Here is a 20,330-nt window from a genome sequence, read left to right as displayed (position 1 = left end):
TGGTGACCCGTCGCTCACATCTCGAACGACTCGTGATGGATACGGCGGGCGGGGACCCCCGCGCCGCGCAGTGCCTCGTAGACGGACTGGGCGAAGCCGGGCGGCCCGCACAGGAACACGTCGTGGCGGTCGATGTCCGGGATCTTCCGCTCCAGCGACTCGGCGGAGATGTCCGGGCGCTCCCCGTCCGGGCTGTTGACCGCGTACATCAGCCGGGCGCCCCGCTCGTCGGCGATCTTCGCCAGCTCGCCCCACAGGGCCAGATCCTGGGTGCTGTTGGCCCGGTAGAGGAGGGTGATGTCACCGGCCGCGCCGGGAAGCGTCTCGAACAGGGCCCGCATCGGCGTGATCCCGACGCCGCCCGCCACCAGCAGCACCTTGCCGCGGCTGCGCCGCTGGGCGGTCAGCGCGCCGTACGGCCCCTCGGCCCACACCCGGGTGCCGGGTTCCAGCTCGCGCAGCCGGGCACTGTGGTCGCCGATCGCCTTCACGGTGATCCGCAGCATGCCGGGGCGGGGTGCCGCCGACAGCGAGTACGGGTGGGAGCTGAACCGCATCCCCGGCGCCAGGAACCGCCACCGGAAGAACTGCCCCGCCTCCGCGCCCATCCGGTGCAGCTTCCGCCCGCCGATCAGCACCGACACGATCCCGGGCGTCTCCTCGACGACCGCCTCGACCCGCATCCGGTGCCTCAGGTTCAGCCTGACCGGCGTGATGATCCGGAACCACACCACCAGCGCGGTGACGGTCCCGTACAGCCCGTACCAGAACGTCTTGGCGGCGGGCTCGACGGCGAAGTCGTTGCCACTGCTGATCTGGTGCCAGAACGTCAGGTACACCGCGGTGTACGTCATCAGATGGACGTGGTACCAGGTGTCGTACGGCATCCTGCGGCGGACCGGGCCGATCGAGACGAGGCCGATGAGCACCAGCAGGCCGGTGCCGATCGCGGCCTTGCCCATGTCGGGCAGCTGGTTGACGGAGTCGACGGTCTGCTGCACGACGTCGCCGAGGGTCTTGCCGGCCTGCAACGCGTAGCCCCACATGGTGAGGAAGACGTGCGCGAGGACCAGACAGAGGGTGTAGCGGCCGGTCATCGCGTGCCAGCGCGCCACCCGGTCGGAGCCCACCCGCCGCTCCAGCGCGGGCACCCGGGCCATCTGGAGCACCACCAGCGCCATCAGGTACCCGGCGAGCAGCCCGGTGATCCGGCCCGCGTTGAGGATGCGTCCGGTGGTGTCGGCGACGGAGGGGGTGTTCTGCCACCACAGCCCCAGCACCGCGGCCGCTCCGGCCCACACGGCGAGCAGCAGCGGGACGGCGGGGGAGCGGCGCGGGCGGATACGGCGCATGGTCTGCCGCCGGGCGGCACGGCCGCCTGCGAGCGTGGTGGTCACGGTTCCTCCGGGGACGGGGGCAACGGTTCGTCGTGGTCCCTTGGCCCAGAGATACGTGCGGTGGCGGCGGTGTGTTCAGTCAGTACCGGGTGATCGCGGTGGGTCCGCTCTCCGTTCCCACCGCGATGTGCGGCCTGCCCCGGGCCTTCGCCCACAGCAGGATCCGGCGCATCGCGTCCTTTGGCACCGACACGCAACCCGCCGTCGGGCCTTCGCCCCTGACATGCAGGAAGATGCCGGCTCCGCGCCCGCGTACCGGCGTGTGGTAGTTGAAGCCGATGACCAGCGCATGGGCGTAGAGCGGCCCGTAGGACATCAGGTGTTCGGCCTCCTGTGCCCGGCAGTCGGCGGGTCGGGGCTCGGTCCAGCGGTTGTAGGCGCGCGAGTCGTTGTCCTGGCACCACCAGGAACTCTCGTGCACGGGCCGGTACTTGTACGTCGTCCCGGCCGGCGCCGCCTCGATGCCGAAGGCGTACGGCAGCGTGAACAGCCCCGTCGGCGTGGTGTCAGTGCCCTGCGTACGGGCAGCGCCCTCGACGAGCCCGTTCGCCCCGAACCGGGCCGGCGCCGAACCGGCCTCGACCCAGCGTCCGTCCCGCCGGTCCCACCACGTCACCGTTCCCGTCGTCGAGGACGCCGAGGGCGCCACGGCGGTGATCAGCTGACTGCCGGGGCCGGTGTCGGCCATGCGGTCGGGCAGCGCATCCCCCTCGGCGGGGGCGGCGCCGAGGAGGGTGGCGCAGACGAGGACGGACACGGCGGCGGTGACGGCGAGGCGCATGATCACGACGCTAACGGCGGCTTCCCGCGACGGCAGTGCGGATGGTCCGTTCGGGCCCGGGAGGGGTCACACCTGCGGCGCGTTCGGCGGCAGGGGAGCTGACGGTGTGCCACCGGACCACCGGACGGGTCAGACCGGGCGTCCGTCATGGGTGACGGGCGGCAGCGGCAGCGGCACTCCGGGCAGCCCGTCCAGGCTCGTGGCGATGTGGTCCTTGCCCGCGAAGTACGTGCTCAGCGACGCGCTGTCCTCGCGCGCGAAGCGCCGGGCATGCAGCTCGCGATCACCGTCGTACGTCATCAGCGGCACCGCGAACCCGCAGCTGTCGCGAACGAGTTCGGCCGTCACGACGACGATGGCGCGCAGCCCGTGCTCGCCCGGGTCGATGTCGGGGAAGTGCGTGAGCAGCTCCCCGAAGCGCGGATCGTCACGGAACACCGGCTCCCCGCGTCCGTGCACCCGGACGATGTTCGGCGGGCCCTGGAAGGCGCACCACATGAGGGTGATGCGTCCGTTCTCCCGCAGATGCGCGACCGTCTCGGCGTTGGAGCCGGCGAAGTCGAGATAGGCGACGGTGAGTTCGTCGAGCACCACGAACGAGCCCTTGAGGCCCTTGGGGGAGAGGTTGACCGTGCCGTCGCCGGACAGCGGGGCGGTCGCGGTGAAGAAGAGGGGCTGCTCCTCGATGAACGAACGGAGTCTGCCGTCTATGCGCTCATAGGTCTTTCCCATGGCAGGTGATTATCCGTGAAGTTAGTTCGTCTGCCTAAGGGTTTGGGCCGGTTTCTCTCGCCGTGGCCGCCCCGGCCGGCGCTGCAACGGGGCGGCCACAGCGCCTGTCACGTCACCGGGTGAGCGTGCAGGCGGCCAGGGAGCCGAGTCCCTGGGGCTCGGCGGCCGTACGGCCGATGGCGAGGACGATCCGCTCGATCGCCGCCGCCCGCTTGTCCTGGAGCGGCCCGAGGAGGGCGTTCCGCACGAAGTCCGGTCCGCCCTCGCCGACGCTCTCCCGCAGGCGTTCCTCGGCCTCGACGACCTGGGTGTCGAGCAGCGCGAGATCGCGATCGGCCTCGGCCCGCGCGGAGACGGGGACTGCCGGGAGGCGGGACGGCACGTCGGGGCAGGAGATCGCACCCGCACCCGCGCCCATGCCCGGCCCCGCACCGCCGGTGCTGCCGCCGGACGTCTGGCTCGCGGACGCGGTGGCGCCGGCTGGGCCGCCGCCCGCGCCCTCAGCGCCGACCGTGCAGGGCGCGAGCGCGGCCAGGCCCTGCGGCCGGGCGGCGAGGCGGCCGATCGCCGTGGCGATGCGGTCGACGCCGGCGACCCGCTTGTCCTGGAGCGGCCCGAGGACGGCGGACCGCACGCAGTCCGCACCGCCGTGGCCGACGGTCTCCCGCAGGCGTCCTGCGGCCTCGGCGATCTGGGTGTCGAGCAGCGCGAGATCGCGGTTGGCCTCGGCCCGCGCGGGGACGGGCGGGAGGTTCGGCGGCACCGCCGGGCAGGTGACGGTGCCGGCCGTGGCCTGCGCCGACGCCCGCGCCGCGTCGTTCCCGGGCGCCTCCCCGGCCAGGGTGGCGTCGGCGATCAAGGCCGCGGACATCACCACCGCGGACACGCCGCCGATCATGCCTGTGCGGCGCCTGTGGGTCTTCGGGAGAGCCCTGGACATGCGAAAGCCTCACGGGGTGGGGTGACTTGGGGTCGCCGGCGTTCGGTGGGGAGTACGGGAAAGCGATCTCGCATGTTCAGCAGGCGCCGGATTCCCGGCCCATCGGCCCGAGATTGACGAATCATGCAGACTCCTGCATACTCATGCATGTCAGCGAATGCAGTGTGAGGAGAAACCCGTGACCGAGCGCGTCGTACTCGCCTACTCCGGCGGTCTGGACACCTCCGTCGCCATCGGCTGGATCGCCGAGGAGACCGGCGCCGAGGTCATCGCCGTCGCCGTGGACGTCGGCCAGGGCGGCGAGGACCTGGACGTCATCCGCAAGCGCGCGCTCGCCTGCGGTGCCGTCGAGGCCGAGGTCGCGGACGCCAAGGACGAGTTCGCCGAGGAGTACTGCCTCCCGGCGATCAAGGCCAACGCCCTCTACATGGACCGCTACCCGCTGGTCTCCGCCCTCTCCCGCCCGACGATCGTCAAGCACCTCGTCGCCGCCGCCAAGAAGCACGGCGCCACCACGGTCGCCCACGGCTGCACCGGCAAGGGCAACGACCAGGTCCGCTTCGAGGCCGGCATCGTCGCCCTCGCGCCCGACCTGAAGTGCATCGCCCCGGTCCGCGACTACGCGATGACCCGCGACAAGGCCATCGCGTTCTGCGAGGAGAAGAACCTCCCGATCGCCACCACCAAGAAGTCCCCGTACTCCATCGACCAGAACGTCTTCGGGCGCGCCGTCGAGACGGGCTTCCTGGAGGACATCTGGAACGCCCCGATCGAGGACATCTACGAGTACACCCAGAACCCGGCGACCCCGCGCGACGCCGACGAGGTGATCATCACCTTCAAGGAGGGTGTCCCGGTCGCCGTCGACGGCAAGCCCGTCACCGTGCTCCAGGCGATCCAGCAGCTCAACGAGCGCGCCGGCGCCCAGGGCATCGGCCGGATCGACATGGTCGAGGACCGTCTCGTCGGCATCAAGTCCCGCGAGGTGTACGAGGCTCCTGGCGCGATCGCCCTGATCACCGCCCACCAGGAGCTGGAGAACGTCACCGTCGAGCGCGAGCTGGCCCGCTACAAGCGGCAGGTCGAGCAGCGCTGGGGCGAGCTGGTCTACGACGGCCTGTGGTTCTCCCCGCTCAAGCGCGCCCTGGACGGCTTCATCAACGAGGCCAACCAGCACGTCTCCGGCGACATCCGGCTGACCCTGCACGGCGGTCGCGCGGTGGTCACCGGCCGGCGCTCCGAGGCCTCGCTGTACGACTTCAACCTCGCGACCTACGACACGGGCGACACGTTCGACCAGTCCGCGGCGAAGGGCTTCATCGACATCTACAGCCTGTCGTCGAAGATCGCGGCCAAGCGCGACCTCGCGTAGGACGCCGGCGCACACCTCACCCGCACCAGCCCGACCGCCGCCTCCTCGCTCACCGACAGTGGGGAGGCGGTCGCACATCGCCATCTTCCGAGGAGCACGCAAGTGAGCAGCAACAGCGGTGACGTACGGCTCTGGGGCGGCCGTTTCGCCGACGGTCCCGCCGAGGCCCTGGCGAAGCTGTCCGCGTCCGTCCACTTCGACTGGCGGCTCGCGCCGTACGACATCGCCGGTTCCCGCGCGCACGCGCGCGTGCTGCACGCGGCGGGCCTGCTCACGGAGGACGAGCTGCGCCGGATGATCGCCGGACTCGACCAGCTCGAGGCGGACGTGGCGGCGGGCGACTTCATGGGCACCATCGCCGACGAGGACGTGCACACCGCCTTGGAGCGCGGCCTGCTGGAGCGGCTCGGTCCCGACCTGGGCGGCAAGCTGCGGGCGGGACGGTCGAGGAACGACCAGGTCGCCACCCTCTTCCGCATGTACCTGCGGGACCACGCCCGCGTCATCGGCGGCCTGATCGCCGACCTCCAGGACGCCCTGGTGGGCCTCGCCGAGGCCCACCCGGACGTCGCGATGCCCGGCCGCACCCACCTCCAGCACGCCCAGCCGGTGCTCTTCGCCCACCACGTCCTCGCGCACGTGCAGTCCCTGTCCCGGGACGCCGAGCGCCTGCGCCAGTGGGACGAGCGGACGGCCGTGTCGCCGTACGGCTCCGGCGCCCTCGCGGGCAGCAGCCTCGGCCTGGACCCGGAGGCGGTCGCGCGGGACCTCGGCTTCGAGCACGGCAGCGCCGCCAACTCCATCGACGGCACGGCCTCCCGCGACTTCGTCGCCGAGTTCGCCTTCATCACCGCGATGATCGGGGTGAACCTCTCCCGGATCGCCGAGGAGGTCATCATCTGGAACACGAAGGAGTTCTCCTTCGTGACCCTGCACGACGCCTTCTCCACCGGCTCGTCGATCATGCCGCAGAAGAAGAACCCGGACATCGCGGAGCTGGCGCGCGGCAAGTCCGGCCGCCTGATCGGCAACCTCACCGGCCTGATGGCCACCCTCAAGGCCCTCCCGCTCGCGTACAACCGCGACCTGCAGGAGGACAAGGAGCCGGTCTTCGACTCCATCGACCAGCTGGAGGTCCTGCTCCCCGCCTTCACCGGCATGATGGCGACCCTCACCGTCCACCGCGAGCGCATGGAAGAGCTGGCCCCGGCCGGGTTCTCGCTCGCCACGGACATCGCGGAGTGGCTGGTCAAGCAGGGCGTGCCGTTCCGGGTCGCGCACGAGGTCGCCGGCGAGTGCGTGAAGGTCGCCGAGGCCGAGGGCAAGGAGCTGGACGAGCTGACCGACGAGCAGTTCGCGAAGATCTCCGCCCACCTGACACCGCAGGTGCGGACGGTCCTGAACGTCCCCGGCGCCCTCGCCTCCCGCAACGGCCGAGGCGGTACGGCACCGAGCGCGGTCGCCGTCCAACTGGCAGAGCTGAAGCAGGACGTCGCGACCCAGCACGAGTGGGCCAATAAGAAGCGGTAAGGGGAACGCCCTCCAGGGGCGCGGGGAACCGCGCGACAAGCCACGACGCACCCGCACTCGCCACACCACCCAACGAACCGAGTCCTGAGGCGAAGGTCATCCCGGGTTACGTTGGTCGACAGCCGCACCGCAGCCGACCGAAACGGAGCCCGCGATGCCCTTCGCCCGACTCGCGACAGCGACGACCCCGACCTGCCACATCGGACTCGGCCTCGCCGCCGTCGGCCGCCCCGGCTACATCAACCTCGGCCGGGAGCACGACCTCGGTGAGGACCGCAGCGTCGAGGCCCTGCGCACCCGCAGCCACGCGCTCCTCGACGCCGCCTACGCCCAGGGCGTGCGCTACGTCGACGTCGCCCGCTCCTACGGCCGCTCCGAGGAGTTCCTCGCCGACTGGCTGAACGCGCATCCCGAGATCGACGACATCGTCGTCGGCAGCAAGTGGGGCTACACCTACACCGCCGGCTGGTCCACCGACGCCGAGCGGCACGAGGTCAAGGACCACGGCCTCGCCACCTTCGAACGGCAGCGCGCCGAGAGCGCCGGGCTGCTCGGCGACCGGCTCGACCTGTACCAGATCCACTCAATCACCCCCGACAGCCCTGCCCTCGGCGACAAGAAGCTGCACGCCGCGCTCGCCGAGGCCGCCGCCCAGGGCCTGACGATCGGCTTCTCCACGAGCGGCCCCGCCCAGGCCGACGCGATCAGGGCGGCCCTGGAGGTGACGGTGGAGGGCCGGCCCCTCTTCCGTACCGTCCAGTCCACCTACAACGCCCTGGAGACCTCGGCCGCGCCCGCCCTCGCCGAGGCCCACGACGCCGGGCTCACGGTCATCGTCAAGGAGGCGATGGCCAACGGGCGGCTCGCCGAGCCGTACGCCCCGGACGCGCTGAGGGCCGTGGCCGCGGAGACGTCGCTGGGCTGCGACGCCGTGGCCCTCGCCCTGGTCCTGCGCGAGCCGTGGGCGGGCGTGGTCCTGTCCGGCGCCGCGACCACCGTCCAGCTCGCCTCCAACCTGCACGCCGCCGTCGTGGACCTGGACGACGACCAGCTGGCGCGGCTCGCCGGGCTCGTCGAGGAGCCGAGGGCGTACTGGGAGCGGCGCGGGCAGCTGCCCTGGCACTGAGACCCGCCTGGAGCACGCATTGTGAGTCACGCATGCCCAGTGTGAGACATAGATGTCTCACTTGGGTTATTGTTGTCTCATGGCCGTCGATCGTGAACACGTCCTGCGCACCGCCGCAGCCCTGCTGACCCGCAAATCCACCGCGACCATGGACGAGGTCGCCAAGGCCGCCGGGATCAGCCGGGCCACGCTGCACCGCCACTTCGCCGGGCGCGACGCGCTGGTCCGGGCACTGGAGGCGCTCGGTATCGCCGAGTGCGAGGCCGCGCTCGAGGCGGCCCGCCTGGACGAGGGCGGCGCGAGTGACGCCGTACGGCGCCTGGTGCGCGAGATCGAGCCCGCCGCCGGACTCCTCTCCTTCCTCTACACCGAGAACCAGCTGTTCGAGGGTGAGGAGCAGAACGAGGGCTGGGCCCGGCTCGACGCCCGGATCGCCGCCCTGTTCCGGCGCGGCCAGGCGAGTGGCGAGTTCCGCATCGACCTGACCCCGGCATGGCTGACCGAGGCGCTGTACGGCCTGATGGCCTCCGGTGCCTGGGCCGTGCAGGAGGGCCGGGTGGCCGCCAACGACTTCACCCACATGATCGTCGAGCTGTTGCTCGGCGGCGCGACTCGGAGAGAGGAATCATGACCAGCACCCTGCAGCCGGCAACCGCGAACGAGGCGGTGAAGCGCCCGGGCCGCTGGCTGGCGCTGTCCGTGCTCGTGCTCGCCGTGCTGCTGGTGGCCGTGGACGCCACCGTGCTCGGACTCGCGACCCCGTACATATCGGAGGACCTCGGCCCGTCCGGCACCCAACTGCTGTGGATCGGCGACGTCTACTCCTTCGTCATCGCCGGTCTGCTGGTCTCCATGGGCAGCCTCGGCGACCGCATCGGCCGCAAGCGGATCCTGCTGGTCGGCGCCACGGCGTTCGGCGCGGTGTCCGTGCTCAACGCCTACGCGACCACGCCGGAGACGCTGATCGCGGCCCGGGCGCTGCTCGGCGTCGCGGGCGCGACCCTGATGCCGGCCACCCTCGCCCTGATCCGCAACCTCTTCCACGACCCGCGTGAGCGCAGCCTCGCCATCGGCATCTGGGGCGCCACCGCGTCCGCCGGTACGGCGGTCGGCCCGATCGCCGGTGGCTTCCTGCTGGAGCACTTCTGGTGGGGCTCGGTCTTCCTGATCAACCTGCCCGTGATGGCCGTCCTCGTCCTCGTCGGCAGCAGGCTGCTGCCCGAGTCGAAGAACGCCGCCCCCGGCCCCTGGGACCTGCTCAGTGTCCTGCTGTCCCTGGTCGGGATGATCGCCGTGGTGTACGCGGTGAAGGAGGCCGCCACGCACGGATTCGCCGGGGAGACCCTCGCCGCGGCCCTGCTGGGTGCCGCCGCCCTGTACGGGTTCGTCCGGCGTCAGCTCACGCTGGTGGCCCCGCTGCTCGACATGCGCCTGTTCCGCAACCGCGGCTTCAGCGGCGCGGTGCTCGCCGACCTGCTGACCGTCCTCGGCATGTCCGGCCTGGTCTTCTTCCTCTCGCAGTTCCTGCAACTGGTGCAGGGCAGGCGGCCCTTCGAGGCGGGCCTGGCCGAACTGCCCGCCGCCCTCGGCGCGGTGGCGGCCGGTCTGGTCGCCGGGCGGGCGGCACGCCGGTGGTCCGTACGGGTCGTGGTGGCGGGCGGGCTCGCCGCGGTCGGCCTGGCGCTGGGCGCGCTCGGCCTGATCGGGCAGCACACCGGCTATCCGCTGCTCGGGGCGGCGCTGCTGGTCGTCGGGGTCGGCGCCGGATTCTCGTTCACGGTGACCGCCGACGTCATCCTCGCGTCCGTGCCCAAGGAGCAGGCGGGCGCCGCGTCGGCCGTGTCCGAGACGGCGTACGAACTCGGCGCCGCCCTCGGCATCGCCCTGCTCGGCTCGATCGTGACGGGCGTCTACAAGGACTTCGTCGCACCGGCGGGCACCCCGCAGGCCGCGCACGAGTCACTGGGCGGAGCGGTCGAGGCGGCCGCGGGCCTGCCCGCATCCACGTCCGAGGCGCTGCTGGACGCGGCCCGCCAGTCCTTCGTCGACGGCCTGACCCTGGCGTCGAGCGTGGGCGCACTGGTCCTGCTGAGCGCGGCTGTGGCGGCATGGTTCCTGCTGCGCAACCAGCACTTGGAAGGCACCGAGCACCCCTACGCGTAAGCCCCGACTATGGGACGCACGGCTGAACAGCCGACCTTCAGGGGCGCGGGGAACTGCGCGACCAGCCCGGACGAACCCGCAGCCGAGAGACCCCCGCACCCCCGCAACCCCCCGGCGCAACCAGCGGAGCTACGCCGCTTCCTTGGCCTTCGTGGCGTACATGTCCACATACTCCTGCCCGGACAGCCGCATGACCTCGGTCATCACGGAGTCCGTCACGGCCCGCAGCACGTACCGGTCCCGGTCCATCCCCTCGTAGCGGGAGAACTCCAGCGCCGCACCGAAGCGCACCGTCACCCGGGCGGGCCGGGGGAACCCGGCCCCGCCCGGCTGGATCCGGTCCGTGCCGATCATGGCGAACGGCACGACGGGCGCACCGGTCATCAGGGTGAGCCGGGCGATCCCGGTGCGCCCCCGGTACAGACGGCCGTCGGGGGAGCGGGTGCCCTCCGGGTAGATGCCGAAGACCTTGCCCTCCTCCAGGATCCGCCGCCCGGTCATCAGCGCCGCGACCCCGCCCTTGCCGCCGTCCCGGTCGACCGGGATCATGCCGACGCCGGTGAAGAACCAGGCCATCAGCCGGCCCTTGAGGCCCTTGCCGGTGACGTACTCGTCCTTGCCGATGAAGAACACCTGACGGTCGCAGACCAGCGGCAGGATCATCGAGTCGATGAACGTGAGGTGGTTGCCGGCGAGGATCACCGGGCCGTCGCCCGGGATGTGCTCCACGCCCTCCACCCGGGGGCGGAACATCAGGCGCATGATCGGACCGAGCACTGCCTTGATGAGCGCGAAGCGGGACAACGGACCCTCCGTGGTCAAGGGATGCGGTATGAGTCTGTGCAGGTGAGGACGATACTCGCGGCCCCCGGGCCGACGCACATCGGGGACACCGGGTTCACCGAGGTCTTACGCACTGTTGACGTGCGTTCACCTGCGGTGGCGTGCCGAAGCCTACGCGTAACCCGGCGGCGACGCTGTGACCGACATCGCGCGGGGACGTACCGACCGGCTACCCCGTGGCTCACCTTCGAAGCCGACGATGCGTCACATCGGCCGGACCTACGGTTCTCATACGACATCCGTCGTCATCCATGCGTTCGAAATGACGCCTCCCGGCTGACACGTCGACACCCCTACGATCTGCCAGCGACAACGACACGCACGGCAGGGAGGCCGCTGATGGGTACGCAGAAGTCGAACGAGCAGCCGCAGGAGCAGGCGCACACCGGGCGACGGGCGCTCCTCGGGGCCGCCGTGCTCGGCGCGGGCGGAGCGGTCCTCGGTCTGTCCGGCACGGCGAGAGCCGATGCGCGTCATGGAGGCCGAGGAATGGAGAGCCTGCCCGTGCCGACGATCGTCGGCCACCGCGGCGCCAGCGGCTACCGTCCCGAGCACACCCTCGGCTCGTACCAGCTGGCCCTCGACATGGGCGCCGACATCGTCGAGGCCGGCGACCTGGTGCCCACCAAGGACGGTCACCTCGTCTGCCGGCACGAGCCCGAGATCGGCGGTACCACGGACGTCGCCGACCACCCCGAGTTCGCCGACCGCAAGAAGACCAAGACGCTCGACGGCGTGCCCACCACCGGCTGGTTCACCGAGGACTTCACCCTCGCCGAGCTGAAGACCCTGCGCGCCACCGAGCGCATCCCGGCCAACCGCCCGCACAACACCCTCTACGACGGCCGCTGGGAGATCCCCACCTTCGAAGAGGTGCTCCAGTGGCAGGACGAGCAGACCCGGCTGCGCGGCAAGCAGGTCTGGATCTACCCGGAGCTCAAGCACCCCACCTACTTCCGCAAGCTCGGCCTGTCCCTGGAGGAGCGGGTCGCCAAGCTGCTGCGCAAGTACCGCAAGGACCGCTGGAACTCGCCGGTCATCCTGCAGTCCTTCGAGCCGACCAGCATCCAGCGCCTGCACAAGCTGGTCGACAACCCGCTCGTGGTGCTGCTGTCCGGCGCGAGCACCCGTCCCTGGGACTTCGTCGAGACCGGTGACCCGCGCACCGTCGCCGACCTGGTCAAGCCGGCCGGCCTGCGCGAGATCGCCTCCTACGCCCAGGGCATCGGCCCCACCCTGGACCTGATCATCCCGCGGGACGCCGCCGGCCACCTCACCCGGCCGACCACCCTCGTCGCCGACGCCCACAAGGTCGGCCTCAAGCTGCACCCCTACACGTTGCGCAACGAGAACCCGTTCCTGCCCGCCGACTTCCGCAAGGGCACCGACGCGGACGGCTACGGCGATGTCTTCGGCGCCTGCAAGGCGTACTTCGCCACCGGCATCGACGGCATCTTCACCGACCACCCGGACACCGCCCTGCTGGCCCGCGAGGACTTCGTCAACAACTGAACCACTTCACCCCGGTCGGGGTGACAAACCGGCCGCCCGGGCAACCCACTGCCCGGGCGGCCGCGTCGTGCCGGACATGACGCACGACCTGCTCATCTCCCTGCGCCCTCTGCTCGCCGCCGAGGCCTCCGCCGAGGCGCACGCCGCCGGCACCGAGCCCGGCGACCTGGAACAGGCGGTCTGGCTCCGCCTTTTGGAACTCCTCGACGCCGACGGCCCGCCCCGCGACCCCGAGCGCTGGCTGCGCCGCGCCGTCCGCTTCGAGGCCCGCCGTTCCCGTCGTACGACCCGATGCGAACAGCCGTACGACACCGATCCCGCCGACGAGGCCGGTCCCACCCCCGAACAGCTTGCCCTCGCCGCGACGCGCGCCCGTGCCCTGCGCGCGGCGGTCCGCCGGCTGCCCGGCCGCTGTCCGGCCCTCCTGGAAGCCCTGATGTCCCCCAAGGACCTCACATACCGTGAGATCGCGGGGGAGTTGGGTATCTCACAGGGCAGTCTGGGGCCGGAACGTTCCAGATGTCTGGGATGTCTGCGGCGATTGCTCGCCGCGGAGGTTGCGGCTCGCGGAGCACGGGGATAGGAGTGAGGGACAACAGGCGACAGGTGAGCGGGAGGCGTGCACACATGGGCATGAGCGTGACCATCTCCGAGGCGACCGACCAGGACGTCGAGCAGATCTTCAAGCTTCAGTACCTGTGCTTCCAGAGCGAGGCGGCGCTGTACGGCAACTACCGCATCGACCCGCTCGTGCAGACCCTCGACTCGGTCCGCCGGGAGGTCGCCGAGGACTGCGTCTTCGTGGCCCGGCTGGGCGACGAGGTGATCGGCTCGGTGCGCGGCGCGGTCACCGAGGACGGCGCGGCCTCCATCGCCCGCCTGTGCGTCCACCCCCGCCTCCAGGGGCACGGCATCGGCGCCCGTCTCCTGCGCGCGGCGGAGTCGGCCCTCGCCGAGCAGCGCGGCGCCAAGAAGTTCCGCCTGCACACCGGCCACCGCAGCGAGGGCAACCTGCGCCTGTACCGCAAGGTGGGGTACGAGACGGTGGGCACGTCCGAGGGCACGGACGGCGTCCCCATGATCGTCCTGGAGAAGCAGGCGGGCCCGTACGCCACCACGGCGTGAGGTGACGTCCCCTCAGGAGCGCGGGGCCGTACCGGCCTGCCTGCCGGGCGCCCTCCGCAACCACCACAGAGCGGAAGCCGGTAGCAGCACCGGGATGAACAAGTAGCCCATGCCGAAGTCGGACCAGACGGTCGCGTCCGGGAAGGCGCCGGGATCGACCAGCGTCCACGTGCCCACGACCAGTACACCCGCCAACTCGGCGGCGCAGCAGACCTGCGCCGCCCTGCGGGCCGTCTCCCCGCCCCGCACCAGGGTGTACGTGATGAACCCGTACACGACTCCGGCGACCGCGGACAGCGAGTAGGCGAGCGGGGCCCGGTCGAACTCCGTGGCGATCTGGTACACGGACCGCGACACGGCCCCGACGACCATCACCCCGTACAACCAGACGAGCAGCACCCCGGGCCCGCTGATCAGCCGCGTCCTGGCCGTCGTGGCCACCTCAGCCTCCCCAGATGTCATGGAGCCGCACCTCCAGGACGGCCAGCACCACACCGCCGGCGGCCACCGTCACCGAGCCCCACTTGGACCGCTCGGCCAGCGACATGAACCCCGCGGCCGGGACGCACGCGAACGCCCCCAGCAGGTACGCCACGAAGATGGTCGTCCCCTGCTCCGGCTTCTCGCCCCGCGCCAGCTGCACGACGCCGACCACCAGCTGGACCAGCGCCAGCACCGACACCACGGCCATCCCGATGAAGTGCCAGTCCTTGGTCGGCTGGTCCCGGTAGGCGGCCCAGCCGCACCACGCGGCGAGCAGCAGCGCGGCGACCGCGATCGCCACCGTCAGGGCATCAAGCATGGGGCGACCCTATTACGGGCCAAAAGACCTGATGCCGCCGCCCCCGGGGTGCCCCGTAGGGTCGAGGGCATGAAGATCCGCGCACAGGCACTCCTGTTCGACAACGACGGCACCCTGGTCTCCTCCCTCGCGTCCGTGCGCCGCTGCTGGACCCGCTGGGCCGGCGAGTACGGCATCACCGCGGAACGCTTCGCGCGGGTCGAACTGCACGGCCGGACCGCGGCCGAGGCAGCCGCGGACCTGCTGCCGCCCGAGGTCGTGCCGGAGGCCGTGGCGCGGATCGAGACGCTGGAGGTGGAGGACGTGGCCAACGGGGGCGTGCACCTGCTTCCCGGCACCCGCGACCTCCTCACCGCCCTGCCCGCCGACCGCTGGGCCGTCGTCACCTCGGCCACCCGTCGCCTGGCCGAGGCCCGCCTGGACGCCGTCGGCATCCTCCCCAAGACCCTGGTCGCCGCCGACGACGTCACGCGCGGCAAGCCCGACCCCGAGCCCTATCTGCTGGCCGCCCGCGCGCTGGGCGTCGACCCGGCGGAATGCGTCGTCTTCGAGGACGCGCCCGCCGGACTCCGGGCCGGCCGCGCCGCGGGGATGACCACCGTGGCCTTGACCACAACCCACCCCGCCCACGAACTGACCGCCGACCTCGTGGTCGAGGACCTGTCGGCCGTGTCCGTGCTGGTCACCGCCGACGGCGTGGAGCTCTCCGCCCGCCGCTGAGAACCGTCCACCGCTGTCCGCAATGCGGACAGCGGTTCCCGGTCGACTTCATACGTCTGCTTTACTGATCGCATGACCACGACGAGCAGCCGCATTCCTGCGACCGAGGCGACTATGACGCCCGGTGCTCGCTGTATGTGTCGTCGAATGTGCGCCTTCTAGAGGGCCCCCGCATCCCCTGAGCCTCGCGCCCCGAAGCGAGCCGCCGTGGCACGTCCGTACCTCTTCCGCCGTACGTGACCCCCCTGCCCCGCGCACCTCTTCCTCCCGTACCAGGGCACACCCACGCCCGCGTACTCGACAGTGACGGAAAACCCACGTGATCACCACATCGGGCCTGACCAAGGTCTACCGCTCACGCGGCCGCGAGGTCACCGCCCTCGACGGCGTCGATCTGCACGTCCGTGAAGGCGAGGTGTACGGCGTCATCGGCCAGTCCGGCGCCGGCAAGTCCTCGCTCATCCGCTGCGTCAACCTCCTGGAGCGCCCCACCTCCGGCACGGTCACCGTCGCGGGCCAGGACCTCACCGCCCTCGCCGGGCGCGGCCCGCGCGCGGGCCGGGAACTGCGCCAGGCGCGCAGCCGTATCGGCATGGTCTTCCAGCACTTCAACCTGCTGTCCTCGCGGACCGTGCAGGACAACGTCGAGCTGCCGCTCGAAATCCTCGGCAAGGCGGGGAAGGAACGTTCCCGCAGGGCGCTCGAACTGCTCGACCTCGTCGGCCTCGCCGACAAGGCCAAGGCCTACCCCGCCCAGCTCTCCGGCGGCCAGAAACAGCGCGTCGGCATCGCCCGCGCCCTGGCCGGCGACCCCAAGGTGCTGCTCTCCGACGAGGCCACCAGTGCCCTCGACCCGGAGACCACCCGCTCGATCCTGCAGCTGCTGCGCGACCTGAACCAGCAACTCGGCCTGACGGTCCTGCTCATCACGCACGAGATGGACGTCGTCAAGAGCATCTGCGACTCGGCCGCCCTCATGGACAAGGGCCGCATCGTCGAGTCCGGCACGGTCGCCGAGCTGCTCGCCACCCCGGGCTCCGAGCTGGCCGCCGCGCTCTTCCCGGTGGGCGGCGAGGCCTCCGCGGACGACCGCACCGTCCTCGACGTCACCTTCCACGGCGAGTCGGCCACCCAGCCCGTCATCTCCCAGCTGGCCCGCACCTACAACATCGACATCTCCATCCTCGGCGCCGCCATCGACACCGTCGGCGGCCTCCAGGTCGGCCGGATGCGCATCGAACTGCCCGGCCGCTACGAGGACAACGTCGTGCCGATCGGCTTCCTGCGCGAACAGGGCCTGCAGATCGACGTGCTCGGCGCCGCGGACGACGCGCCGCTGCTGGTGAAGGAAGGTGCCAAGTGACCTGGTCCGAGATGCAGCCCCTGCTGGAGCAGGCGTGTACCGAGACGCTGGTCATGGTCGGCTGGTCCACCCTGATCGCCGTCGTCGCCGGCCTGCCCATCGGTGTCCTGCTCGTTCTCACGGACCGGGGCGGCCTGCTGCAGAACACCGTGGTGAACAAGGTCACCGGGCAGATCGTGAACATCGGCCGCTCACTGCCGTTCATCATCCTGATGGTCGCCCTGATGAGCTTCACCCGCTGGGTCACCGGTACCACCATCGGCAGCGGGGCCGCGATCGTGCCGCTGGCCATCGGCGGCATCCCGTTCTTCGCCCGCCTGGTCGAGACGGCCGTCCGCGAGGTGGACCACGGGCTGGTCGAGGCCGTCCAGTCGATGGGCGGCAACACCTGGACCATCGTCCGCAAGATCCTCGTCCCCGAGGCCCTGCCGTCCCTGATCGCCTCCACGACCACCACGGTCATCGCCCTCATCGGCTACTCCGCCATGGCCGGCACGGTCGGTGGCGGCGGCCTGGGCGACCTCGCCGTCCGCTACGGCTACCAGCGCTTCGAGACCGGCCTGATGTGGATCACCGTGGCGATCCTCGCGGTCGTCATCTCCGTCATCCAGTTCGCCGGCGACTACGCGGCCCGCTCCCTGCACCGCCGCGGCGGCCGCTCCGGCCCCGGGCCCAGGCTCCGCCTGCTGAAGGCGGAGGAGCCCGCGGCGGCCGACGTCGGCAAGGCCGCCTGACCCCACAGACTCCCCGTCCCCCCACGACGGGGCCGCACCACCCGAAGCAAGGAAAGGCACTTTTCGTGCGTAACACTGCCAAGATCACCGCCGCTGCCCTCGCCGCCGGAGCCCTCACCTTCGGGCTCACCGCCTGCGGCTCGGGCGCCGACGCCGCCTCCGACACCTCCGGACCGCTCGTCGTCGCCGCGACGCCCGTCCCGCACGCCGAGGTCCTGAACTACGTCAGGGACAACCTGGCCGAGAAGGCCGGCCTGGACCTCGAGATCAAGGAGTTCACCGACTACGTCACGCCGAACACGGCGACGGAGGACGGCTCGGTGGGCGCCAACTACTTCCAGACCGCGCCCTACCTCGAGGACTTCAACAAGAAGAACGGCACCCACCTGGTGTCGGTCGCCTCGGTCCACCTCGAGCCCCTCGGCCTGTACTCCGAGAAGACCGACAAGGTCGACGGCCTGAAGAACGGCGCCACCATCGCCGTCCCCAACGACACCGTCACCGAGGCGCGTGCCCTGCAACTGCTCGACGCCAACGGTCTGATCACCCTCAAGGACGGCATCGGCACCGCGGCCACCACCGCCGACATCACCGAGAACCCGAAGAATCTCAAGTTCAAGGAGCTGGAGGCGGCGCTGACCCCCCGCTCCCTGAAGGACGTCGACGCGGCCGTGATCAACGGCAACTACGCGCTGGAGGCCGACCTCAAGCCGGCCGAGGACGCCCTCGTCCTGGAGTCCCCGGAGAACAACCCGAACGTCAACCTCCTCGTCGTGAAGGAGGGCAACGAGGACGACCCGCGTGTGCAGAAGCTCGCGAAGCTCCTCACCTCCGCCGAGGTCAGGAAGTTCATCGAGGACGAGTACGACGGCTCGGTCATCCCCTCCTCCTGAGTCAGGCCCGCACCCGCGCACCCGGGGTCCGCTCGCGCACACCGCGCGGACCCCGGGTGTGTGGTTCAGTGCTTTCATGCTGCATGCTGGGCAGTTCAGCATCCTGACGGTTCGAAGGTTACGGAGCGGCGTCATGACGAGCACCTTCCCCACCATCTCCATCAGCACGGAGCGGTTGGTGCTGCGTCCACTCGACGAGGACGACGTCCCCGCCCTCGCCGAGATGATGAACGACGAGCAGGTCGTCGCCTGGACCGACGTGCAGCAGCCCTTCACCGAGGAGAAGGCCCACGCCTGGATCACCGAGCACGCCCCCGCCGAGCGCGCGGCGGGGCGCGGTCTCGCCCTCGCCGTCACCGAGTTCCTCACCCAGCGCCTGGTCGGCCTCGTCCAACTGACCCGCGCCAACTGGCACGTACGCTCCACCGAGCTGTCGTACGTCGTCGCCCCCTGGGCCCGCGGCGAGGGCTACGCCTCCGAGGCCGCCCTCGCCACCGCCCAATGGCTCTTCGGCGACCAGAAGTTCGAGCGCATCGAGCTGCGCACCGCCGCGGACAACACCGCCTCCCAGCAGGTCGCCCAGAAGATCGGCTGCATCAGCGAGGGCGTGCTGCGCGGCGCCTGCATAGCGCGCAGCCGCACCGACGACGGCGCCTGGACCGAGGTGCGCACCGACTACATCGTGTGGAGCCTGCTGCCCGAGGACCTGGAGGGCGCGGGCGAGCAACTGGCGGACACCGGCGGATTCGCGTCCTACTCCGACTGGAACTGACGGCACCGGGGACGCCGCCCGAGCGCACCCGGGTGGCACCAGGTACTCTCACGGAGCCCGCCCGAGCGCGGGCTGCCCCCGACGACCTGCGCGAATCCCCTGGAGACTGACGACGATGGCCGACCGGGTCACGGTGATCGGCTGGGACGGCTCTCCGCTGACCGCCGCGGCACGCGCCGCCCTGGGCGCCGCCACCCTGGTGGCCGGTGCCGCACACCACCTGGAACTGCCGGAGCTGCCGCCCACCGCCGAGCGCGTCCGCCTCGGCAGCCTCGCCCTCGCCGCCCGTCGGATCGCCGGCCACCGCGGCACCGCGGTGGTGTTCGCCGACGGCGACCCCGGCTTCTTCGGCGTCGTACGGACACTGCGCGCTCCCGAGTTCGGCCTGGAGGTCGAGGTCGTCCCCGCCGTCTCCTCCGTGGCCGCCGCGTTCGCGCGCGCGGGCATGCCCTGGGACGACGCCCACGTGGTCGTCGCACATCCCCGCACCCTGCGACGCGCGGTGAACGTATGCCGCGCCCACACCAAGGTCGCGGTCCTCACCTCACCCGGCGCCGGCCCCGCCGAACTGGGCCTGCTCCTCGACGGCGTCCACCGCACGTTCGTCATCTGCGAGGAGCTCGGCACCGCCCGCGAACAGGTCACCGTCGTCACCTCCGACAAGGCCGCCGACCACACCTGGCGCGACCCGAACGTCGTCATCGTCATCGGCGGTCCCGTCGGGGCGCAGGACGGCGGCGGCTGGATCGCCGGCCGCGACCCGGCCGCGGGCCCCCGCGGCTGGACCCTCCCGCCCGAGGCCTACGACGGCGAACTCGGCGAAGGCGAGACCCAACCGCTGCGCGCGGCCCAACTCGCCCGCCTCGGACCCCACGTCGGCGACCTGGTCTGGGACATCGGCTGCGGCAGCGGCGCCTTCGCCACCGAGGCCGCCCGGGCCGGCGCCGCCGTCATCGCCGTCGACCGGGACCCCGGCGCCTGCGCGCGCACGGACGCCGCCGCACGTCGCTTCGCGGTCCAGCTGCAGATCGTCCACGGCACCGCCCCGCACGTCCTGGAGAACCTGCCCGAACCCGACGTCGTCCGGGTCGGCGGCGGGGGAGCGGCCGTGGTCTCCGCGGTCGCCGACCGCCGCCCGCAGCGCATCGTCACTCACGCCGCCACCCGCGACGCGGCCGAACGCATCGGGCGTGACCTCACCGAGCACGGCTACGAGGTCGAGTGCGCCCTGCTGCAGTCCGTGGAACTCGACACCCGGTCGTGGGCGGAGAAGGAGCGGAGCGTCGCGTTCCTGCTCACCGGGGAACTGCCGCGCCGCGAAGCGCCCCGCTGAGGCGGGTGCCCCGGCGACGGACGGGCGGGGACCGATCGCGCCCCGTGATCCGCTTGTCGTACCGCTCGCGGTAGGCTGGCCGATCGTTGTACCGCACTCGGACGCCCGGCGCTTCGTCGCCAATGTCCGGAAAGCGCGCTCGTTTTGGGCGGGGTGTGGTACGGCAGAACCTGAGGGCGCGCAACGTGGCGC

Annotated in this window: 21 protein-coding genes; 14 read left to right on the top strand and 7 right to left on the bottom strand. The window is 71.4% G+C overall.

Annotated elements, in window-relative coordinates; genetic code table 11:
* Window positions 1-14: 14 nt before the first annotated feature.
* The 4 genes from IPT68_RS06935 to IPT68_RS06920 form a co-directional block, all read right to left on the bottom strand.
* Window positions 15-1,397 (bottom strand): ferredoxin reductase family protein, encoded by a 1,383-nt coding sequence (locus tag IPT68_RS06935; protein ID WP_189699634.1) that lies wholly within the window; start codon window positions 1,395-1,397, stop codon window positions 15-17.
* Between the two features lie 79 nt (window positions 1,398-1,476).
* Complete coding sequence (locus IPT68_RS06930; protein WP_189699635.1) at window positions 1,477-2,178, bottom strand: L,D-transpeptidase family protein; 702 nt, start codon at window positions 2,176-2,178, stop codon at window positions 1,477-1,479.
* Between the two features lie 129 nt (window positions 2,179-2,307).
* Window positions 2,308-2,910, bottom strand: a complete 603-nt coding sequence (locus IPT68_RS06925; RefSeq protein ID WP_189699636.1) for a pyridoxamine 5'-phosphate oxidase family protein — start codon at window positions 2,908-2,910, stop codon at window positions 2,308-2,310.
* Between the two features lie 112 nt (window positions 2,911-3,022).
* Window positions 3,023-3,796, bottom strand: coding sequence for a hypothetical protein (locus IPT68_RS06920; RefSeq protein ID WP_308438803.1), 774 nt, complete (start codon window positions 3,794-3,796; stop codon window positions 3,023-3,025).
* A 232-nt stretch (window positions 3,797-4,028) separates the two neighbouring features.
* On the opposite strand from IPT68_RS06920, the gene IPT68_RS06915 reads away from it, so the two are divergent.
* The 5 genes from IPT68_RS06915 to IPT68_RS06895 all read left to right on the top strand — a co-directional run bounded on the left by IPT68_RS06915 (window position 4,029) and on the right by IPT68_RS06895 (window position 10,041).
* The gene (locus IPT68_RS06915) at window positions 4,029-5,222 is read left to right on the top strand and encodes an argininosuccinate synthase (protein WP_189699638.1); all 1,194 of its coding nucleotides are present in this window, start codon (window positions 4,029-4,031) and stop codon (window positions 5,220-5,222) included.
* 102 nt (window positions 5,223-5,324) lie between these two features.
* Window positions 5,325-6,752, top strand: a complete 1,428-nt coding sequence (argH, locus tag IPT68_RS06910; protein WP_189699639.1) for an argininosuccinate lyase — start codon at window positions 5,325-5,327, stop codon at window positions 6,750-6,752.
* A 154-nt stretch (window positions 6,753-6,906) separates the two neighbouring features.
* A complete protein-coding gene (locus IPT68_RS06905; RefSeq protein WP_189699640.1) occupies window positions 6,907-7,878 on the top strand; it encodes an aldo/keto reductase in 972 nt (323 codons plus the stop codon).
* Window positions 7,879-7,957: 79 nt separating this feature from the next.
* Window positions 7,958-8,509 (top strand): TetR/AcrR family transcriptional regulator, encoded by a 552-nt coding sequence (locus tag IPT68_RS06900; protein ID WP_228040293.1) that lies wholly within the window; start codon window positions 7,958-7,960, stop codon window positions 8,507-8,509.
* The gene (locus tag IPT68_RS06895; RefSeq protein WP_189699642.1) at window positions 8,506-10,041 is read left to right on the top strand and encodes an MFS transporter; all 1,536 of its coding nucleotides are present in this window, start codon (window positions 8,506-8,508) and stop codon (window positions 10,039-10,041) included. Before IPT68_RS06900 ends, IPT68_RS06895 begins: the two co-directional genes overlap by 4 nt.
* Before the next feature lie 129 nt (window positions 10,042-10,170).
* Here the strand turns inward: IPT68_RS06895 and IPT68_RS06890 are convergent, their stop codons facing one another.
* Complete coding sequence (locus IPT68_RS06890; protein ID WP_189699786.1) at window positions 10,171-10,845, bottom strand: lysophospholipid acyltransferase family protein; 675 nt, start codon at window positions 10,843-10,845, stop codon at window positions 10,171-10,173.
* A gap of 378 nt (window positions 10,846-11,223) precedes the next feature.
* Here IPT68_RS06890 and IPT68_RS06885 point away from each other — a divergent pair, with 378 nt between their 5' ends.
* The 3 genes from IPT68_RS06885 (at window position 11,224) to IPT68_RS06875 (ending at window position 13,521) form a co-directional block, all read left to right on the top strand.
* Complete coding sequence (locus tag IPT68_RS06885) at window positions 11,224-12,396, top strand: glycerophosphodiester phosphodiesterase (protein ID WP_189699643.1); 1,173 nt, start codon at window positions 11,224-11,226, stop codon at window positions 12,394-12,396.
* A 76-nt stretch (window positions 12,397-12,472) separates the two neighbouring features.
* A complete protein-coding gene (locus tag IPT68_RS06880; RefSeq protein WP_189699644.1) occupies window positions 12,473-12,979 on the top strand; it encodes an RNA polymerase sigma factor in 507 nt (168 codons plus the stop codon).
* 44 nt (window positions 12,980-13,023) lie between these two features.
* A complete protein-coding gene (locus tag IPT68_RS06875) occupies window positions 13,024-13,521 on the top strand; it encodes a GNAT family N-acetyltransferase (protein WP_189699645.1) in 498 nt (165 codons plus the stop codon).
* Between the two features lie 12 nt (window positions 13,522-13,533).
* Here the strand turns inward: IPT68_RS06875 and IPT68_RS06870 are convergent, their stop codons facing one another.
* Window positions 13,534-13,983: a hypothetical protein gene (locus IPT68_RS06870; protein ID WP_189699646.1), complete on the bottom strand. Its 450-nt coding sequence runs from the start codon at window positions 13,981-13,983 to the stop codon at window positions 13,534-13,536.
* Window positions 13,964-14,323: a hypothetical protein gene (locus tag IPT68_RS06865; RefSeq protein WP_189699647.1), complete on the bottom strand. Its 360-nt coding sequence runs from the start codon at window positions 14,321-14,323 to the stop codon at window positions 13,964-13,966. The genes IPT68_RS06870 and IPT68_RS06865 overlap by 20 nt, the downstream gene beginning before the upstream one ends.
* Window positions 14,324-14,392: 69 nt before the next feature.
* Here IPT68_RS06865 and IPT68_RS06860 point away from each other — a divergent pair, with 69 nt between their 5' ends.
* From IPT68_RS06860 to cbiE, 6 genes are all read left to right on the top strand, one after another.
* Complete coding sequence (locus IPT68_RS06860) at window positions 14,393-15,043, top strand: HAD family hydrolase (protein ID WP_189699648.1); 651 nt, start codon at window positions 14,393-14,395, stop codon at window positions 15,041-15,043.
* A 319-nt stretch (window positions 15,044-15,362) separates the two neighbouring features.
* Window positions 15,363-16,406, top strand: a complete 1,044-nt coding sequence (locus IPT68_RS06855) for a methionine ABC transporter ATP-binding protein (protein WP_189699649.1) — start codon at window positions 15,363-15,365, stop codon at window positions 16,404-16,406.
* Window positions 16,403-17,140: a methionine ABC transporter permease gene (locus IPT68_RS06850; RefSeq protein WP_189699650.1), complete on the top strand. Its 738-nt coding sequence runs from the start codon at window positions 16,403-16,405 to the stop codon at window positions 17,138-17,140. Before IPT68_RS06855 ends, IPT68_RS06850 begins: the two co-directional genes overlap by 4 nt.
* Before the next feature lie 65 nt (window positions 17,141-17,205).
* Window positions 17,206-18,033 (top strand): MetQ/NlpA family ABC transporter substrate-binding protein, encoded by an 828-nt coding sequence (locus IPT68_RS06845; protein WP_189699651.1) that lies wholly within the window; start codon window positions 17,206-17,208, stop codon window positions 18,031-18,033.
* 133 nt (window positions 18,034-18,166) lie between these two features.
* A complete protein-coding gene (locus tag IPT68_RS06840) occupies window positions 18,167-18,805 on the top strand; it encodes a GNAT family N-acetyltransferase (RefSeq protein WP_189699652.1) in 639 nt (212 codons plus the stop codon).
* A gap of 115 nt (window positions 18,806-18,920) precedes the next feature.
* Window positions 18,921-20,138, top strand: coding sequence for a precorrin-6y C5,15-methyltransferase (decarboxylating) subunit CbiE (cbiE, locus tag IPT68_RS06835; RefSeq protein WP_189699653.1), 1,218 nt, complete (start codon window positions 18,921-18,923; stop codon window positions 20,136-20,138).
* Window positions 20,139-20,330: the final 192 nt, after the last annotated feature.

This window comes from Streptomyces chromofuscus, assembly GCF_015160875.1.
Lineage (GTDB): Bacteria > Actinomycetota > Actinomycetes > Streptomycetales > Streptomycetaceae > Streptomyces > Streptomyces chromofuscus.
This window is presented reverse-complemented; position numbering and strand designations above follow the sequence as displayed.

Excerpts from the sequence above, each read along its gene's own strand:
- IPT68_RS06930 (WP_189699635.1), bottom strand. The coding sequence starts at position 2,178 with ATGCGCCTCGCCGTCACCGCCGCCGTGTCCGTCCTCGTCTGCGCCACC.
- IPT68_RS06925 (WP_189699636.1), bottom strand. The coding sequence starts at position 2,910 with ATGGGAAAGACCTATGAGCGCATAGACGGCAGACTCCGTTCGTTCATC.
- IPT68_RS06905 (WP_189699640.1), top strand. The coding sequence starts at position 6,907 with ATGCCCTTCGCCCGACTCGCGACAGCGACGACCCCGACCTGCCACATC.
- IPT68_RS06900 (WP_228040293.1), top strand. The coding sequence starts at position 7,958 with ATGGCCGTCGATCGTGAACACGTCCTGCGCACCGCCGCAGCCCTGCTG.
- IPT68_RS06895 (WP_189699642.1), top strand. The coding sequence starts at position 8,506 with ATGACCAGCACCCTGCAGCCGGCAACCGCGAACGAGGCGGTGAAGCGC.
- IPT68_RS06885 (WP_189699643.1), top strand. The coding sequence starts at position 11,224 with ATGGGTACGCAGAAGTCGAACGAGCAGCCGCAGGAGCAGGCGCACACC.
- IPT68_RS06880 (WP_189699644.1), top strand. The coding sequence starts at position 12,473 with ATGACGCACGACCTGCTCATCTCCCTGCGCCCTCTGCTCGCCGCCGAG.
- IPT68_RS06875 (WP_189699645.1), top strand. The coding sequence starts at position 13,024 with ATGGGCATGAGCGTGACCATCTCCGAGGCGACCGACCAGGACGTCGAG.
- IPT68_RS06870 (WP_189699646.1), bottom strand. The coding sequence starts at position 13,983 with ATGACATCTGGGGAGGCTGAGGTGGCCACGACGGCCAGGACGCGGCTG.
- IPT68_RS06865 (WP_189699647.1), bottom strand. The coding sequence starts at position 14,323 with ATGCTTGATGCCCTGACGGTGGCGATCGCGGTCGCCGCGCTGCTGCTC.
- IPT68_RS06860 (WP_189699648.1), top strand. The coding sequence starts at position 14,393 with ATGAAGATCCGCGCACAGGCACTCCTGTTCGACAACGACGGCACCCTG.
- IPT68_RS06840 (WP_189699652.1), top strand. The coding sequence starts at position 18,167 with ATGACGAGCACCTTCCCCACCATCTCCATCAGCACGGAGCGGTTGGTG.
- cbiE (WP_189699653.1), top strand. The coding sequence starts at position 18,921 with ATGGCCGACCGGGTCACGGTGATCGGCTGGGACGGCTCTCCGCTGACC.